The organism is Deinococcus budaensis (assembly GCF_014201885.1).
In the GTDB taxonomy this organism is placed as follows: domain Bacteria; phylum Deinococcota; class Deinococci; order Deinococcales; family Deinococcaceae; genus Deinococcus; species Deinococcus budaensis.
The window spans coordinates 217,418-231,751 of sequence record NZ_JACHFN010000003.1 but is presented as its reverse complement, the minus strand read 5'-3'; the positions used below and the strand labels follow the sequence as shown (position 1 = coordinate 231,751).

Below are 14,334 nucleotides of genomic sequence, written 5' to 3'. Positions count from 1 at the left end.
CGGGGCGCTGCCCCGTGACCGGCACAACAAAGCCCCCCACCCTGGCGGTGGGGGGACTTTTGCGGGTGAGGCTTAGCGGCGGTCGGTGGTGGTGCCCACGCCGGTCGTGGTGGTCGTGTGGGTAACCGGCACCGGGCCGGGGCGGTTGCGGCCCATCAGGCCGAAGAGGCCCGCGAGGCCCAGCAGGCCCCAGGGGAACTGGCGGGTGTCGGCCACGCCGTCGGCGTTGGCGTCGACCACACCGTCGCCGTTGGGGTCCACGGCGTTGTTCACGTCGGTCGCCACGTCGTCCACGGCCTCGCCGGTCGCGGCGGCGGCGTCATCGACCGTCTCGCCGACGGCCGCGCCCGCCTCGTCCAGGTTCTCGCCGATGCTCTCGGCCGCGCCGTCGGTCGCGTCGGTGTTGGTGTCGCCCGAGGTGGTGTCCTGCACCTGCACGTAGCTGGAGCTGGGGGCGGTCGCCAGGGCGGCGGGGGCGGCAAACAGCAGAGCGAGGGTCAGCAGCGTCTTGTTCATGGGTCTCCTTGAGGTCGCTTGAAAAGCAACGGTTGAGTTGCCCACAGTCTGAGTGCCGCAGATGTTCTCACGCTGAGGACGCCTCCATGAGACCTTCATGTGCCCTGGGTGTTCTGTCCGGCGGCCGCCTCCTGCTGAAGCGCGCTCAGCACGTTGCCGAGATGAGTTTCGAGGTCCACGCCCAGTTCGGCGGCCCCCTGCACGACCTCCTCACGGTTGACGCCCGCCGCGAAGGCCCGGTTCTTGAAGCGTTTTTTCAGGCTGCCCAGCTCCACGCCGCGCACGTCACGGTCGGGCCGGATCAGGGCGGCGGCCTGCACCAGTCCGGTCAACTCGTCCACCGCGAAGAGGGTCTGGGCCAGCCGGGTGGTGCGCGGCGTGCCGGTAAAGCTCGCGTGCCCCAGGATCGCGTCGAGCACCTCGGGGGGGGTGTCGGTGTGCTCGCGCAGGTAGGCGACCCCCCAGGCCGGGTGCTCCTGCGGGTGCAGCTCGTAGTCGAAGTCGTGCAGCAGGCCCGCCACGGCGTACAGTTCCTCGTCCTCGCCGAAGAAGCGGGCGTACCAGCGCATCGCCGCCTCCACGTTCAGCATGTGCCGCCGCAGCGACTCGGAGGGCGTGTGCTCGGTCATCAGCGCGTAGGCCTGATCGCGGTTCATGGCGGCAGTCTAGAGCCGCGCTGCGTGGGGGCCGGGCCAGCAGCCTCAGGGTGCGGGCGGCGAGAGGTGATACACCGCGCCGCTGAAATCGTCGCTGAGGTACAGCCCGCCGTCCGGCGCCACGGCGGCGTCCACCGGACGGCCCCAGCGCTGCTTGTTCACGGCGTCGGTCACGAAGCCGGTGACGAGGTCGCGTTCCAGGCCCAGACCCGTCGCCGTTTTGGGAAACAGCACGAACTTGTGCCCGCTGAAGCTGCGCCGGTTCCACGAGCCGTGCTGCCCGACGACCGCGCCGCCGCTGTAGCCCGCCGGCACACCTGGCCCCGTCCAGAAGGTCAGGCCCAGCGGGGCGGCGTGGGCGGGCATCCCCACCGTCACCCGGTCGGCCAAGTCGCAGTTCAGGCGGCGGCCGTCCGCGTTGGTCTGCACGTCGCGGTCGAAGGGCATGTTCAGCAGCCCGCCGTCCGGGTTGGGGTTGCAAAAGGGCCAGCCGTAGTGCCCGCCGTCTCGCACCCGGATCAGCGGCTCGGGCGGGTGGTCGTCCACGTAGCTCGGGACGACCTGGCCGTAATCGTCCTGTCCGTCTCCGGTGATGTCGCGGTGAAAGGGGTAGGCCACGTTGTCGCGGTTGTTCACCGCCACCCACAGGTCGCGGGTGCCGGGCGCGATGGCCAGGCCCTCGGCGTTGCGGATGCCCTGGGCGTAGAGCCGTCCGGCGGCCCCCGCCTGGTTCAGGGTGTTCGCCGCGTAGGCGTAGACCGCGCCGCGCTTGGGCGTGGCAGCCAGGTCGGCGGGGTCGGCGTTGGTGGCCGAGGCGATGGAGACGTAGAGCGTGTCCCCGTCCACGGCGATGTTCTTGAGGGCGTGGCCGTAGTTGCCGCGCAGCTCGGGCAGGCTGGCGTCGGGCAGCCCCGAGACGACCGTCTGCCCGGCGGCCGCGTCCGGCAGCCCGCCGCGCAGCGGGTAGCGCATGATCCGGTGCGTCTCGGCCACGTACAGGTAGGGCGTGCCCCCCTGGGTCGAGAGCACCAGGTCGTGGGGGGAGCGCAGGCCCTCCAGCAGCACCGAGGCCGCGCGGGGCGCGTCGGGGGCCGTTCCCGCCGCCAGCCGCAGCACCCGGCCCTGCCCCGGTTGCGAGACCAGCAGGTCGCCGCCCGGCAGGGTCAGCAGGAAGCGCGCGCCCGGCACCCGCGCCACCACCGAGATGCGCGAGCCGGCGGGCACGTTCAGCGTGCGCGGCGTGTCGAAGGGGGCCGAGCGCAGCCCGCCCGGCACCGTCACCGTCTGCGGCACCAGCGCCGCCGTGCCCGCCTCGCAGGTGATGGTGGGCGAGAGCCAGTCGGCGTGGTCGTAGCTCTTGCCGTCGCCGCCGTCGGTCACGACCAGCCGCAGGGTCGCCCGCCCCCGCAGGTTCACGTCCACCGCCCGGGCCGGGTCGGTGCCTCTCTGCACGCCGCTGTCATACAGCTTCTGACTGTCGCCCCAGACCTGAAAGACGGCGCTGCCCCGGCTCCCCACCTCGTCGTCGAGGCCGACCTGCGCCTGAAAACGCACGCACGCCGAGCCGTCCGCGCTGCTCAGGCTGTAGGTCAGCTCGCTGGGCGCGTGGACCCCGTAGCCCTGCGCGAAGACGCGCCCGCCCACCGTCAGGGGCCGCCCGTCGCCCGCCGCGCGTTCGCCGTTGCTGCGGTCCTTTTCGATCGGCCCCCAGCCGTTGCTGGCGCTGAGCGCGCGTTCGTAGCCCAGCGTGTTCACCCCGGCGGTCAGGGCCTGCGGGGCCAGGGGCGCGGGCAGCGTCCAGCTCCCCTCCACCCCGTCGTAGTTGCCGTCCGGCCGGGGGCCGGAGCCGGAGGGCTGCGAGCAGGCGGCCAGGGCGAGCGTGAGCAGCAGCGGAGACCAACGCTTGAGGGGGCTGGGCATGGGCGGGCGTCCTCCGGGGTGGCGAGAGGCGACGAAGGTGAAAGCGGCCTTCAGGGTAAACCGGGGGACCGGGCATCAACCGTGCCGGGCACCCCGGCGGCGGACCAGGGTGCCCGGCAGGGGGCAGCGGCGGCGGGCGGGCCTCAGCCGCGTTCGCCGATATACCGCGCCCACTCAGGCTGCCAGTGGGCGAACTGGCCGTGGGCGTAGACGCCGAAGGTGGGCGCGCGAGGCCGGGTCCTGAGCGGCATCCCGGCCTCGTCGGGGGTGCGGTTCCCCTTGCGCTGGTTGCAGGTGCGGCAGGCAGTGATCACGTTGTCCCAGTTGTGCCGCCCCCCGCGCGACCGGGGCAAGACGTGGTCGAGGGTGAGGTCCTCCTCGGCCCCGCAGTACTGGCAGGTGAAGGTGTCGCGCCGCAGCACGTTGCGGCGGTTAAAGGGCACCGGATGCACCCGTGGGCGGCGAATGTAGCGCCGCAGCCGGATCACGCTGGGCACCCGCAGCACCGTGCTGGGCGAGCGGACCACGTCGGTTCCGGCCTCCAGCACCTCGGCCACCCCGTACTGCACGAGCGTGATGGCGCGCTTGGCGCTCGTCACGTGCAGGGGTTCGTACGACGCGTTCAGGACCAGCACACGCGGCGCATTCAGGTCGGGCGCCACGCGCATCCCGCGCGCCTCCTCTCTCGTCACGCTCGTTAACGGGGTCACGAGGCGCATTTTAAGGCGCGCCCGCCAGCCCGATGTTGCGCCAAGTCGCTTAGCCGCTCCGGGGCGGGCCTGGGCCTGCTCAGCCCAGCAGGGCCAGCCCCGGCCTCCACCCGGCCTCTGCGGCGGGGCGCAGGAATTCCAGCACCCCGTCGGCCACGTACTGCACCGCCAGGGCGCCCAGCAGCACGCCCAGCACCCGCGTGACCACGTGCACGCCGGTCAGGCCGATCACCCGCGCGATCTGCCCCGAGAGGCGCAGGGCGAGGTAACACAGCCCCAGCACCCCAAAGGTCACGAAAAAGACCGCCGAGAGCAGCGGCAGGCTGCCGTGCGCGTCGCCCGCCAGAATCATGATGCTCGCCAGCGTGCCGGGTCCGGCGATCAGGGGAATCGCCAGCGGAAAGACGCTGATGTCCTGGCGCTCCTGGGCCTCCTGCTCCTCCTCGGGCGTCTCCTTGGAGCCGCTGGGGCGCGCAAAGACCATGTCCAGCGCGATCAGAAAGAGCAGGATGCCGCCCGCGATCCGGAAAGCGCTCAGGCTGATGCCCAGGTGCTCCAGCAGCGCCCGGCCGAACAGCCCGAACAGGAGGATGATCACGCCCGCCACCAGCGTCGCCTTGACCGCCACCCGCCGCCGCTCGAAGCTGGGGCGGTTGCCAGCCAGCCCGATAAAGATCGGCGCCAGCCCGATGGGGTCCATGACCACCAGCATGGTCAGGAAGGTCTGGAGACTGATGCTGGAAAGTTCCGCCACGTTCACGGCCCTAGCCTACTGCCGCGTGTGCGGGCAAGCGGCGCCGGGGGGCAGCAGGATCGGCGCCGGAAGGCACAGGGCGACCCCGGGGCCTCCCGCTGTCTCCCGCACTTTTTCCGCAGCGGGGTCTGCCCCTGCGTCTACTCCACCTTCGTGAGCGCTTCCCCGGTGTGCGCGGCGTGCTTGCCGTCTTGCAGCTCCACGATGGAGCGGGGATCGTCCCGGCTGGCCCGGTAGTGAAACCCGCCGACCTCGCCGTCCGTGTGGGCCACTTGCACGACCCGCCCGCGCGCCTCGCCCCCGTGGCTCTTCCATTTCACGTGATCGCCGACCTTGAGTGCCATGTCCGCCTCCGTGCCTGCCCGTGCCTGCTTGCGGCTGTGCCTGCACCCTGCCACGTGCCCTGCGGCGGACCTGTCGGCGTCCTCACAAAGGTCTGTGCCGCCGTGGGGCGCGGTCGCAAAAGGCGTGCGGCGGCCCCGCCGCGCTGAGGTCAGGGGCGCACGATCACGTCGAGGCTTCCCGTCGCCTCGGCGGCGGCCTGCGCGCCGCTCTGCTGGACGCCCTGCACGCCCACGGTGTAGGTGTTGGGGGGCGTTCCGGGGGCCACCGTCAGGCGCAGGGCAAAGGGCTGACCTGCCGGGGCCTCGCGCCGGGCCAGCGTCAGGCTCAGGCCGGGGGCGCTGCTCTGGGTCCGCAGGGCAAAGGGACCGGGGTGAGACTGGGGGGTGTAGCCGCCGATCCGCGCCCTCAGGCCGAGCGACTCGCCCGCCCGCAGGGTGATCTCGGCCGCCGGGCTGCCGTCCGGGCGGGTCACCACCACGTAGCCGCCCGCGCAGCCGGTCGAGCGCAGCACGCCGATGTCGCGCGCCCCCACCGCCAGCGCCGGAAAGAGGGACGCGACCACCAGTCCCAGCCCCAGCGCCGCCCGCCGGGGGTGGCCCCAGTTCGACGCCGTAAAGGCCAGCCCGCCCGGTCCCAGCACCAGCGGCACCAGCAGCGCCAGCACCGTCCGGCCCTGACATGGTCCCTCAAGCAGCGCCAGCCCTATCTGACGCACCAGCAGCAGCCCCAGCGCCCCCAGTCCCCACCCCAGCAGAAAGGGGAGAAAGAGGGGCGGGCGGGGGGCGGCGGGGGCAGGCACGGTCATGCGCGCAGGCTAGCGCGGCAGGCCGGGGATAAACCGGGCGCTCAGCCCTCCTGCGGGTCCCCCTCAGCCCTCGGGGGGCCGGGCCTCGGGCTGGGCCGCGCACCCGGCGCACACGCCCATGAATTCCAGCCGGACCCCGGTCACCTGAAAGCCGCCCGGAAGCGCCGCCGCCGGGAGGCCGGGCACCGCGCTCATGTCCACGTCGAAAATCGCCCCGCAGCCCCGGCAAACCGCGTGGTGGTGGTCCTCGCCCGCGTGCTTGTAGTCGTAGCGGGTCGCCTGCCCCGCGCGCTCGATGGTCATCAGCACGCCGTCGCGCACCAGGGCGTCGAGCGTGCGGTAGACGGTGCCCAGGCTCACGCTGGGCAGCTCGGCGCGCACCTGGGCATGAATCCAGGCCGCGTCGGGGTGTGCCCGCGAAGTCCGCAGCACCTCGATCACCGCCTGCCGCTGCCGGGTCTGCCGCACCATCGTCATGGGGCGAGGATAGCAAAAGGGAGGCTGGGGGCCTGACGCCGCCGTTACGGTTGAGGTGGGGCGCGGGAGGCCGGGCGCGGGGCGCGGTTTGCCGCCCTGCTTCTTCCGCGTTCGGCGAACCGCTTCCTGCCTCCCTCCTTGCCTTCGTTCAGCCTATCCGTTAGAACTCTGAACGTGCCCGCCCGATTGCTGCCCCTCCTCACCGACGTTCCGCAGTCGGGCGAGGCGCTGGGTGCCCGGCTGGGCGTCAACCGCGTCACAGTGAACACGCTCGCCCGGCGGCTGGCCGAAGGAGGGGTGCCGGTACTCACCACGCGCGGCGGGTACGCGCTGGAGGCGGGCACGCCCGCGCCGGGTCTGGTGGCGATCACAGGAGCGTTCGGGCGGGCGCTGCGCTACGCGGGCACCGCCTCCAGCACCCAGGACGAAGCCCGCGCCTGGGCGGACGACCCCCGTGACCCGGCCCCCCACGGCGCGGTCTTCGTGGCCGAGCGGCAGACCGCCGGACGCGGGCGGCGCGGGCGAGGCTGGGACACCGCGCACGGCTCGCTGGTCTTCAGCGTGCTGCTGCACGGGCCGCTGCCGCTGCCGGACCTCGCCCTCATGCCGCTGGCCGCCGGGGTCGCGCTGCAAAGGGCTTGCGGGGTCGGCGGCCTGAAGTGGCCCAACGACCTGCTCACGCCGGACGGCCGCAAGCTCGCGGGCATCCTCCTCGAAGCCGACCTGCGCGGCGAGGAGGCGCGGCGGGCGGTGCTGGGGATCGGCGTGAATGTCCACGCTGCGCCGGAGGGGGCCGCCCACCTAGGCGAGTTCGTGCCCGGCCTCTCCCGCGCCGATCTCCTCGCCCGAGTGCTGGCCGAGCTGGAGCGCTGTCTGGCCGCCTCACCGGACGCCGTGCTGGAGGCGTGGCGGCGCTCGAACGTCACCCTGGGCCGCGAGGTCCACGTCACCACCGGGCGCGGCACGCTGAGCGGCACCGCCCTCGACCTCGACCCCGGGGGCAGCCTGCTGGTCCTGACCCCCGAAGGCCAGACCGTCCCCGTCCACGCGGGCGACGTTCAACTCGTCGGCTCCTTCACCCCCTCTTCCCGTCCACAGGAGGACACCCCATGACCCAAGCCACGCACCCCACCCTCGCCCGCACCCTGGCCCCCACGCCCGGCCTCGTCCGCGACGCCCTGCTGATTCTGGGCGGCGCCGCCCTGGTCGCCCTGGTCGCGCAGGTCGAGCTGCCGCTGAAGCCCGTGCCGATTACCCTCCAGACGCTCGCCGTGTTGCTGGTGGGCGCGGCCCTGGGCTGGAAACGGGGCTTTGCCGCTCTGGCGCTTTACCTGGCAGCGGGAGGTGCGGGCCTGCCCGTGTTCTCAGGAGGCACCGGCACGTTTCTGAATGCCGAGGGGGTCATCCGGCCCAGCCTGGGGTTCTTGCTGAGTTACCCCTTCGCCGCCGCGCTGGTCGGCTGGCTGGTGCAGCGGCTGGCGCTGGACCGCAAACCCCTGGGGGCCGCGCTCGCCATGCTGGTCGCCAGCTTCGTGATCTACGCCTTCGGCCTGACATGGCTGAGTCTGGTCACGGGCCTGAAGGGACAGGCGCTGCTGACGGCGGGCCTGACGCCCTTCCTGCTCGGGGACGCCCTGAAGATCGGCCTGGCCGCGCTGCTGCTGCCGGGAGCGTGGGCTATGGCGCGCAAGCGGTAAACCATTCCAAGGAAACGCCCCCACCTTCACTCGGGTGGGGGCTTTTTCTTCAGGTGGGTTGTCGATGCTCCCGTGCGGAGGCCCCACCTGAAGCGTGCGCCCAGTCTGCCCGCCGCGCCGGGGCGCCCGCATCCGCCAAAAGGGGGAGGGCTGGGTAGGGGAGATGGCGCAGGGCCAGCCTCAGCCCTCGCCGTCCTCGCCCGCCAGCGCGCGATAGGTGGCTGCCGCCGCGAGACCACCCGCCAGATACCACGCGGCGGTCAGCACCGGAGTAACGGGGCGCCGCGCTCCCGGCTGCCGCCCCAGCCCCAGCGGCTCCGGCAGGTAAACGGCCCCCAGCCCGGCGGCCAGCCCCAGCGCCCCGCCCCGCGCCCATCCGCCCTGGCGAGCGCCGACGCCGACCAGCGCGTAATAGAGGGTATTGGAGACGAGGTCGCCCAGCATCGTCCAGCGGTACAGGGCCTCTCCGCGCGGCGGCTCGACTCCGGCGGCGTCCAGCGCCCCGCTCAGCGCCCGCTCGCCGATCACGTCCATGCGGGGGGCGTGGGGCACTTGCCGCCGCACAGTTTCATTCAGCAGCGTGACGGTGACCGCACCCGCCAACCCGCCCAGCAGTGCAGGCCGCAGCCGTTGCCAGCGGGAGGGCGCGGCCGAGGGGGACGGTTCGGGGGAAGGCGGGGTGGGGTCCGGCTGGTGGTGGGGGTCCATGCTCCATAAGTACCGCACCGGAGGGAAGCCCCTGTCTTGTCTGAAGCCACCAGCAACAGCGGGTTTAGAGCGTGACCACCTTCAGCGCGGGAAAGTCGCTGAAGTCGGCGGGATGGAGGGTAAACAGCCGGTCGGCCAGGTACAGGGCGTGGGCACCGATCAGAAGATCGGGGAGGATGGGCCGGACACCTCGCTCTCCCCCCGCACGTCGGCGGGCGTGGTAATCGGCATTCGCGCGGCCCGCCTCAGCCCAGGCCTCCTCGCTCATGACGGGGTCCAGGCGGATGCCAGTGCTGTTCATAAAAGTGTCGATGGCGGCGCGGCTGGTATTGCGCCGACCATGCAGTTCGGCGTAGACCGTGCCGGAAATGACCAGCGGCCCCTGGTGGGCATACTGACCCAGCCGGGCCGAGAGCGGTGCGGAATGGGACGTCTGATCCAGCAGATCGCTGATGATGTTGGTGTCGAGCGCGGTGATCAGACCCGCTCCTCTTTCCCGTCGGGGCCGATCCGGAAGACCTGCGCTCCGGGGCCGCTGCGGAGGAGACGCAACTCTTCATCCGTCAGTCCCTCGTGCCGGGTGTTGCGAATAAACTCCTCCGTTGTCTCTTCGCCCTGCGGCAAGGCACCCACCCACGCCAGGAACGGATTATCTGCGTCCCGTTTGGGCCGAACGTGGACCCCCTGGTCGTCCATCACGAATTCGACCTCGTCGCCCTGCCCGACGCCGAGCCGTTCGCGGACTTCTTTGGGAAGCACCAGTTGGCCCTTGCTGCTGATCGTCGCCGTCTTGATTCGCATGATTCCCCCGCCTTACTCAGGGTAACAAAAGTAAGACAACGCGAAACGCCCCCACCCATCTTCCGGGCAGGGGCGCTTCGTGTGTGGCTCTGGTTTTACTCCGCCACGGCGGGCACGGTCGCCACGCTGGGGACCTCGGCGCCGCCGTTGCGGATGGCGGCCAGCACACGGTCGCGGATCTCCTGCTCCATCTCGGGGCGCTCGGCGATGTGGGCAATGGCCTTTTCCTTGCCCTGGCCGATGCGCTCCTCGCCGTAGGAGTAAAAGCTCCCGGCCTTCTTGATGATGTCCATATCGGACGCCAGCGTCACGAGGTCGCTGAGCTGGTCGAAGCCCTTGCCGTACACCAGCGCCAGTTCGACTTCCTTGAAGGGGGCGGCGACCTTGTTCTTCACGGTCTTGACCTTCACCGTGTTCGCCACGGCGTCGTTCCCCACCTTGATGGGCTGGCCGATCTTGCGGACATCCAGCCGCACCGAGGAGTAGAACTTCAGCGCGCGGCCCCCGGTGGTCGTCTCGGGGTTGCCATACATCACGCCGATCTTCTCGCGCACCTGGTTGATGAAGATGGCGGCGGTGCCGGTCTTGGACAGGATCGCGGTGAGCTTGCGCAGCGCCTGACTCATCAGGCGGGCCTGGAGGCCGGGAAGGCTGTCGCCCATCTCGCCCTCGATCTCGGCGCGGGGGGTCAGGGCGGCCACCGAGTCCACCACGACCACGTCGATGGCGCCCGACCGCACCAGCAGCTCCATGATCTCCAGCGCCTGCTCGCCGTTGTCGGGCTGCGAGACCAGCAGTTCGTCGGTGTTCACGCCCAGGGCGCGGGCATACACGGGGTCCAGCGCGTGCTCGGCGTCGATAAAGGCGCAGGTGCCGCCTGCCTTCTGGGCCTGCGCCACGATGCTGAGGGCCAGAGTGGTCTTGCCGCCCGACTCGGGGCCGTAGATCTCGGTCACGCGCCCGCGCGGAATGCCGCCCACGCCCAGCGCGAGGTCGAGGCTGAGGCTGCCGGTGGACACCACCTGCACGTCGAGCTTGCTCTCGGCGCCCAGGCGCATGATCGAGCCTTTGCCGAACGCCTTCTCGATCTGGCTCATCGCCATGTCGATGGCCTTGCCGCGCTCCTTGCTGTCGTTGGGGGTGCCGAACTCTTTGGGGTTGTCCTTGCTCATGGGGTCTCCTGTGGCGCGGCGGCGCCCGCTGGGGGGTCGGATGGCGATGGGTTGAGGGGTTCTGCGGTTGGAGAGGGGGCGGTTGACGAGGGAGGCGGCGGTGTGCCCCGCAGGCGGAAGGTGCTTTCCACGTCGTAGATCGGGCCGGTCTTACGGAGGGTGCTGCGAAACAGCACAGCGTTCCCTGCCTGCCAGCCCAGCTCGAAGCCCAGCGGCGGCACGCGCGGCGCGGGGCCTTTCTTGCGCGCCAGTGTGATGTGCGCCTTGAAGGGCAGGTCGTCGGTCCTCAGGCCCAGGGCGTGGATGCCCTCGCGCAGCGCGGCGGCGAGTTCCGGCAGGCCCTCGGCCTCCACCTTCACAAACCACACGCGCGGGCTGCCTTCGTTGGGAAAGTAGCCGGTGCCGCGCAGCCGCACCTGCATGGGGGCCAGATGCTCGGTCAGCCGGGCACCCAGGCGTTTGAGGTCGTCCACCCGCCCCGGCGGCACGGCGGGCAGGTACGCCAGCGTGACGTGGAACTGGTCGGCGCGCACGGGGCGCCAGTTGCCCTTGAGCTGCCGCTGCGCCTCGGCCAGCGGAGTCGCAACGTCGCCGGGCACCTTGAGGGCGAAGAAGAGGCGCAAGGTGCGGTCTTCGTGGGAGGCGGGCGGCTGAGCCTCGCGCGGGGGCCGAGGGTCGGTGGGCGTCGGCTCGGGTTTGGCTCCCGCTGGCCGGGCCTTGCCGGGCTGGCCGCGCCTGACCTTGAGGGGAGGCTTGCCGGAAGGGCGGGTCACGCCTGCACCTCCGCGAGGAGGGCGGGGCGGAGGGTGCGCTGGGCCAGCGCCAGGGCGGCCACGGCGGCGCGCTCGCGAATCTGGGCGGGGTCGCCGGGCCAGTTCAGGCCGCGCACCTGGGCGCCTTCCGGGCTGCTCAGCGCCACGTAGGTCTGCCCGGCGCCCTCCCCGCTGGGCGCCGTCACGACCGCCAGCCCGACCTGCGCGCCGAGGTGTTCGCGTGCCCCGGCGGCGAGTTCGCGGGCGGCGGCCTCGCTGACCACCCCGTGGTCGCGCAGGGTGACCGGGGTCAGGCCCAGCGTGATCAGCCGGGCGTGGTCCACGGTCACGGCGGCGTCCAGAAAGCCGGGTTCGTCGGCCAGAAGTCCCGAGAGCGCGCCCGCGCTTCCGGCCTCGATCACGCCCAGCGTGCGGCCCGCGAGCGCGCGGGTGACGGCCCCGGCCAGCGTGTCGCCGTCCTCGCCCCACAGCCAGCGGGCGAGCAGGCCGCGCACGGTCTCCAGCACCGGGGCGGCCAGGGCCTGTGCCTCCTCCAGCGTCGGCGCGCTCGCCGCCACCCGCACGTCCACGCCGGTCTTGCGGGCGTAGGTGGCGACGCTGGGGTTGGCCCCCCGGGTCAGCGTGCCCAGCAGCTCGGCCACGTTGCTCTCGCCGATGCCCTGGGTGTGCAGCGTGACTGCGTGCAGCGCCGCGTCGGGTCTCGGCAAACGGGGCAGCACCTGCTCACGCCACATCCGGTGCATCTCGCGCGGCGGGCCGGGCAGGGCCACGATCATCCGGGGGCGGCCCTCCAGCTCGGTGCGCACGAACCACCCCGGCGCGGTGCCGACCGGATTGGGCAGCGCCTCGGCCGAGGGAATCAGCCACGCCTGCTTGCGGTTCACGGCGGGCATGACCCGGCCCCGCGAGGTGTACAGCCCCTCCAGCCAGGCGAGCAGCGCGGGGTCCTCCTGCGGGGTTTCGCCCAGCACGGCCGAGATCGCCTCGCGGGTCAGGTCGTCGTCGGTGGGTCCCAGACCCCCGCCCACGATCACCAGGTCGGCGCGCGACAGGGCCAGCCGCAGGCCCTCCGACACCCGCCCCAGGTTGTCGCCCAGCACGGTCTTGCGGTGCAGGGTCACCCCGCGCGCCGCAAGCTGCTGCGCAAGGTAAGCGGCGTTGCTGTCGACGATCTCGCCGAACAGCAGCTCCGTGCCCACGCTGATAATTTCTGCTAGCAGCATAACAACCTCGGCTGAGTATAGGCGATGGCGAAACGGGATGCCAGGGGTCGGGGCCGGGGGACTCGGGGGGGAAACGTCACCTCCAGAGTGTAGGCAGTGCCGGACCCGGCGGGCGGAGAAGGAGAGGCAGTCAACCCGTGACATCCCGCTCACCCACAGTTCACAATGAAAGCCATGACAACTTCTCCAGCGGCCCCGGGAAGTGCCCTCGACCGGTTCTTCGGCATCCGTGCGGCGGGCAGCAGCGTTTCCACCGAGCTGCGGGCCGGGCTGACGACCTTCCTGACCATGAGTTATGTCCTGTTCGTGAATCCGCAGATTCTCAGCACGGCGATTCAGGTCCCGAACGCCTTCGTGCAGCTGCTGATGACGACCGCGCTGGCCGCCGCCTTCGGGTCGCTGGCGATGGGGCTGGTGGCGAAGTACCCGTTCGCGCAGGCGCCGGGGATGGGCCTGAACGCCTTTTTCGCCTTCACGGTGGTGGGCGGGCTGGGGGTGCCGTGGCAAACGGCCCTGGGAGCCGTGTTCATCTCGGGGGTGCTGTTCGTGCTGCTCAGCGTACTGGGCGCCCGGCAGGCCATCGTGCGGGCGATTCCCAACGTGCTGAAGTTTTCCATCACCGCCGGAATCGGGGCCTTTCTGGCCTTTATCGGGCTGCGGAACGCGGGCATCGTGGTGGCGAACGAGGCGACGCTGGTGGGCCTGGGGCCGCTGACCGCCGCGCCCTCGGTCGTGGCGCTGGTGGGGCTGGTGGTCACGGCGGCGCTGCTGGCCCGGCGGGTCAAGGGCGCGATCCTGTGGGGCATCCTGGTCGCCACGCTGCTCGCCATCGTGCTGCGGCTGCCGGTGTATCCGGGGGCGAACGGGGCGCTGGCCCCCTTCAGCGGGTTTACCGGGCGTTTTCTGGGCATCTTCGACGTGCCGGTGTGGCCGGGGGCACTGGTCGGGCAACTCGACATCGCCGGGGCGCTGGGGCTGGGGCTGCTGAGCGTGGTCTTCACCTTCTTCTTCGTGGACTTCTTCGACGCGACCGGCACCCTGACGGGCCTGGCGCAGAAATCCGGCTACCTCACCCCCGAGGGCGACATGCCCCGCGCCCGCCGCGTCTTCACGATGGACGGTCTGGCGGCGATGTTCGGCGCCTTTATGGGCACGTCCACCACGACGGCCTACGTCGAGAGCGCCTCCGGGATCGAGGACGGGGGCCGCACCGGGCTGACCGCCGTGGTGGTCGGCGTGCTCTTCTTGCTCGCCATGTTCCTGTGGCCGCTCGCCAGCGCGATTCCGGCTGCCGCCACCGCGCCCGCGCTGATCCTGGTGGGCGCCCTGATGCTCGAAGGCCTGAGGCACGTCAACTGGGACGACGTGACCGAGAGTATTCCCGCCTTCCTGACCATCATCGCCATGCCGCTGACCTTTTCCATCGCCAACGGGGTGAGCTGGGGCGTGATCAGCCTCTGCGGCATCAAGTTGCTCTCGGGCCGGGGCCGCGAGGTGAGTCCGATCCTCTACGTGGTCGCGGCGCTGCTGCTGGCGCGCTACATCTGGCTTTCGGAGTAACAACCGGGGAACAGAGGGGAGCGTCCGGCGGGGCGCTCCTTTTTGCTGGGCGAGCAGGGGGGCAGGGGAGCCGACGTGCCGACCTCACCCCGGGCCGTGGGCGGCCCCGGTACACTGGGCGGGTGAGGGGCATAGACGCGGGGCACAGCACGAGGTTGAACGAAAAATCCCGTTGGAGACGGAATTTCCGCTCTCCTGTGCCCGACTCCCGTGCCCA

The 14,334-nt window shown here is 71.5% G+C and carries 17 protein-coding genes; 3 read left to right on the top strand and 14 right to left on the bottom strand.

The features are described from left to right. Positions 1 to 72 precede the first annotated feature (72 nt). From HNQ09_RS06020 to HNQ09_RS05985, 8 genes are all read right to left on the bottom strand, one after another. The gene (locus HNQ09_RS06020; RefSeq protein ID WP_184026758.1) at positions 73 to 516 is read right to left on the bottom strand and encodes a hypothetical protein; all 444 of its coding nucleotides are present in this window, start codon (positions 514 to 516) and stop codon (positions 73 to 75) included. A 95-nt stretch (positions 517 to 611) separates the two neighbouring features. Continuing rightward, entirely contained in the window at positions 612 to 1,172 is a 561-nt protein-coding gene (locus HNQ09_RS06015; RefSeq protein ID WP_184026756.1) for an HD domain-containing protein, read from the bottom strand. A 45-nt stretch (positions 1,173 to 1,217) separates the two neighbouring features. Next, positions 1,218 to 3,092 carry an NPCBM/NEW2 domain-containing protein gene (locus HNQ09_RS18790; protein ID WP_246363169.1) on the bottom strand — a complete coding sequence of 625 codons (1,875 nt, stop codon included), beginning with the start codon at positions 3,090 to 3,092 and terminating at the stop codon, positions 1,218 to 1,220. A 143-nt stretch (positions 3,093 to 3,235) separates the two neighbouring features. Then, entirely contained in the window at positions 3,236 to 3,811 is a 576-nt protein-coding gene (locus tag HNQ09_RS06005) for an HNH endonuclease (protein ID WP_246363168.1), read from the bottom strand. 70 nt (positions 3,812 to 3,881) lie between these two features. Then, positions 3,882 to 4,562 carry a MarC family protein gene (locus tag HNQ09_RS06000; RefSeq protein ID WP_184026754.1) on the bottom strand — a complete coding sequence of 227 codons (681 nt, stop codon included), beginning with the start codon at positions 4,560 to 4,562 and terminating at the stop codon, positions 3,882 to 3,884. A 134-nt stretch (positions 4,563 to 4,696) separates the two neighbouring features. Further along, on the bottom strand, positions 4,697 to 4,900 hold the full coding sequence (locus tag HNQ09_RS05995; protein ID WP_184026752.1) for a hypervirulence associated TUDOR domain-containing protein: 204 nt from the start codon (positions 4,898 to 4,900) through the stop codon (positions 4,697 to 4,699). A 149-nt stretch (positions 4,901 to 5,049) separates the two neighbouring features. Then, positions 5,050 to 5,706 carry a hypothetical protein gene (locus tag HNQ09_RS05990; protein ID WP_184026750.1) on the bottom strand — a complete coding sequence of 219 codons (657 nt, stop codon included), beginning with the start codon at positions 5,704 to 5,706 and terminating at the stop codon, positions 5,050 to 5,052. A gap of 63 nt (positions 5,707 to 5,769) precedes the next feature. Continuing rightward, positions 5,770 to 6,183 carry a Fur family transcriptional regulator gene (locus HNQ09_RS05985; protein ID WP_184026748.1) on the bottom strand — a complete coding sequence of 138 codons (414 nt, stop codon included), beginning with the start codon at positions 6,181 to 6,183 and terminating at the stop codon, positions 5,770 to 5,772. 174 nt (positions 6,184 to 6,357) lie between these two features. Between HNQ09_RS05985 and HNQ09_RS05980 the strand changes: the two genes are divergently transcribed. Continuing rightward, positions 6,358 to 7,296, top strand: a complete 939-nt coding sequence (locus tag HNQ09_RS05980) for a biotin--[acetyl-CoA-carboxylase] ligase (protein ID WP_184026744.1) — start codon at positions 6,358 to 6,360, stop codon at positions 7,294 to 7,296. Continuing rightward, a complete protein-coding gene (locus HNQ09_RS05975; RefSeq protein WP_184026743.1) occupies positions 7,293 to 7,880 on the top strand; it encodes a biotin transporter BioY in 588 nt (195 codons plus the stop codon). Before HNQ09_RS05980 ends, HNQ09_RS05975 begins: the two co-directional genes overlap by 4 nt. A gap of 180 nt (positions 7,881 to 8,060) precedes the next feature. Here HNQ09_RS05975 and HNQ09_RS05970 read toward each other — a convergent pair whose 3' ends face one another. The 6 genes from HNQ09_RS05970 to HNQ09_RS05945 all read right to left on the bottom strand — a co-directional run bounded on the left by HNQ09_RS05970 (position 8,061) and on the right by HNQ09_RS05945 (position 12,557). Next, positions 8,061 to 8,588 carry a hypothetical protein gene (locus HNQ09_RS05970; protein WP_246363167.1) on the bottom strand — a complete coding sequence of 176 codons (528 nt, stop codon included), beginning with the start codon at positions 8,586 to 8,588 and terminating at the stop codon, positions 8,061 to 8,063. 64 nt (positions 8,589 to 8,652) lie between these two features. Beyond that, on the bottom strand, positions 8,653 to 8,889 hold the full coding sequence (locus HNQ09_RS05965; RefSeq protein WP_184026741.1) for a type II toxin-antitoxin system VapC family toxin: 237 nt from the start codon (positions 8,887 to 8,889) through the stop codon (positions 8,653 to 8,655). Between the two features lie 176 nt (positions 8,890 to 9,065). After that, positions 9,066 to 9,389: an AbrB/MazE/SpoVT family DNA-binding domain-containing protein gene (locus HNQ09_RS05960; RefSeq protein ID WP_184026739.1), complete on the bottom strand. Its 324-nt coding sequence runs from the start codon at positions 9,387 to 9,389 to the stop codon at positions 9,066 to 9,068. 95 nt (positions 9,390 to 9,484) lie between these two features. Continuing rightward, the gene (gene recA, locus HNQ09_RS05955; RefSeq protein WP_184026737.1) at positions 9,485 to 10,561 is read right to left on the bottom strand and encodes a recombinase RecA; all 1,077 of its coding nucleotides are present in this window, start codon (positions 10,559 to 10,561) and stop codon (positions 9,485 to 9,487) included. Continuing rightward, positions 10,558 to 11,334 carry an RNA 2',3'-cyclic phosphodiesterase gene (thpR, locus tag HNQ09_RS05950; RefSeq protein WP_184026735.1) on the bottom strand — a complete coding sequence of 259 codons (777 nt, stop codon included), beginning with the start codon at positions 11,332 to 11,334 and terminating at the stop codon, positions 10,558 to 10,560. Before thpR ends, recA begins: the two co-directional genes overlap by 4 nt. Next, positions 11,331 to 12,557 (bottom strand): CinA family nicotinamide mononucleotide deamidase-related protein, encoded by a 1,227-nt coding sequence (locus HNQ09_RS05945; protein WP_184026733.1) that lies wholly within the window; start codon positions 12,555 to 12,557, stop codon positions 11,331 to 11,333. The genes thpR and HNQ09_RS05945 overlap by 4 nt, the downstream gene beginning before the upstream one ends. 174 nt (positions 12,558 to 12,731) lie before the next feature. Here HNQ09_RS05945 and HNQ09_RS05940 point away from each other — a divergent pair, with 174 nt between their 5' ends. Then, positions 12,732 to 14,117, top strand: coding sequence for an NCS2 family permease (locus tag HNQ09_RS05940; protein WP_246363166.1), 1,386 nt, complete (start codon positions 12,732 to 12,734; stop codon positions 14,115 to 14,117). Positions 14,118 to 14,334 lie beyond the last annotated feature (217 nt).

What these genes read in the sequence shown, in the direction of transcription:
- HNQ09_RS06020 (WP_184026758.1), bottom strand. Translation starts at nt 516, where the DNA reads ATGAACAAGACGCTGCTGACCCTCGCTCTGCTGTTTGCCGCCCCCGCC.
- HNQ09_RS06015 (WP_184026756.1), bottom strand. Translation starts at nt 1,172, where the DNA reads ATGAACCGCGATCAGGCCTACGCGCTGATGACCGAGCACACGCCCTCC.
- HNQ09_RS18790 (WP_246363169.1), bottom strand. Translation starts at nt 3,092, where the DNA reads ATGCCCAGCCCCCTCAAGCGTTGGTCTCCGCTGCTGCTCACGCTCGCC.
- HNQ09_RS06005 (WP_246363168.1), bottom strand. Translation starts at nt 3,811, where the DNA reads ATGCGCCTCGTGACCCCGTTAACGAGCGTGACGAGAGAGGAGGCGCGC.
- HNQ09_RS05995 (WP_184026752.1), bottom strand. Translation starts at nt 4,900, where the DNA reads ATGGCACTCAAGGTCGGCGATCACGTGAAATGGAAGAGCCACGGGGGC.
- HNQ09_RS05990 (WP_184026750.1), bottom strand. Translation starts at nt 5,706, where the DNA reads ATGACCGTGCCTGCCCCCGCCGCCCCCCGCCCGCCCCTCTTTCTCCCC.
- HNQ09_RS05985 (WP_184026748.1), bottom strand. Translation starts at nt 6,183, where the DNA reads ATGACGATGGTGCGGCAGACCCGGCAGCGGCAGGCGGTGATCGAGGTG.
- HNQ09_RS05975 (WP_184026743.1), top strand. Translation starts at nt 7,293, where the DNA reads ATGACCCAAGCCACGCACCCCACCCTCGCCCGCACCCTGGCCCCCACG.
- HNQ09_RS05970 (WP_246363167.1), bottom strand. Translation starts at nt 8,588, where the DNA reads ATGGACCCCCACCACCAGCCGGACCCCACCCCGCCTTCCCCCGAACCG.
- HNQ09_RS05965 (WP_184026741.1), bottom strand. Translation starts at nt 8,889, where the DNA reads ATGAACAGCACTGGCATCCGCCTGGACCCCGTCATGAGCGAGGAGGCC.
- HNQ09_RS05960 (WP_184026739.1), bottom strand. Translation starts at nt 9,389, where the DNA reads ATGCGAATCAAGACGGCGACGATCAGCAGCAAGGGCCAACTGGTGCTT.
- recA (WP_184026737.1), bottom strand. Translation starts at nt 10,561, where the DNA reads ATGAGCAAGGACAACCCCAAAGAGTTCGGCACCCCCAACGACAGCAAG.
- HNQ09_RS05945 (WP_184026733.1), bottom strand. Translation starts at nt 12,557, where the DNA reads ATGCTGCTAGCAGAAATTATCAGCGTGGGCACGGAGCTGCTGTTCGGC.
- HNQ09_RS05940 (WP_246363166.1), top strand. Translation starts at nt 12,732, where the DNA reads ATGACAACTTCTCCAGCGGCCCCGGGAAGTGCCCTCGACCGGTTCTTC.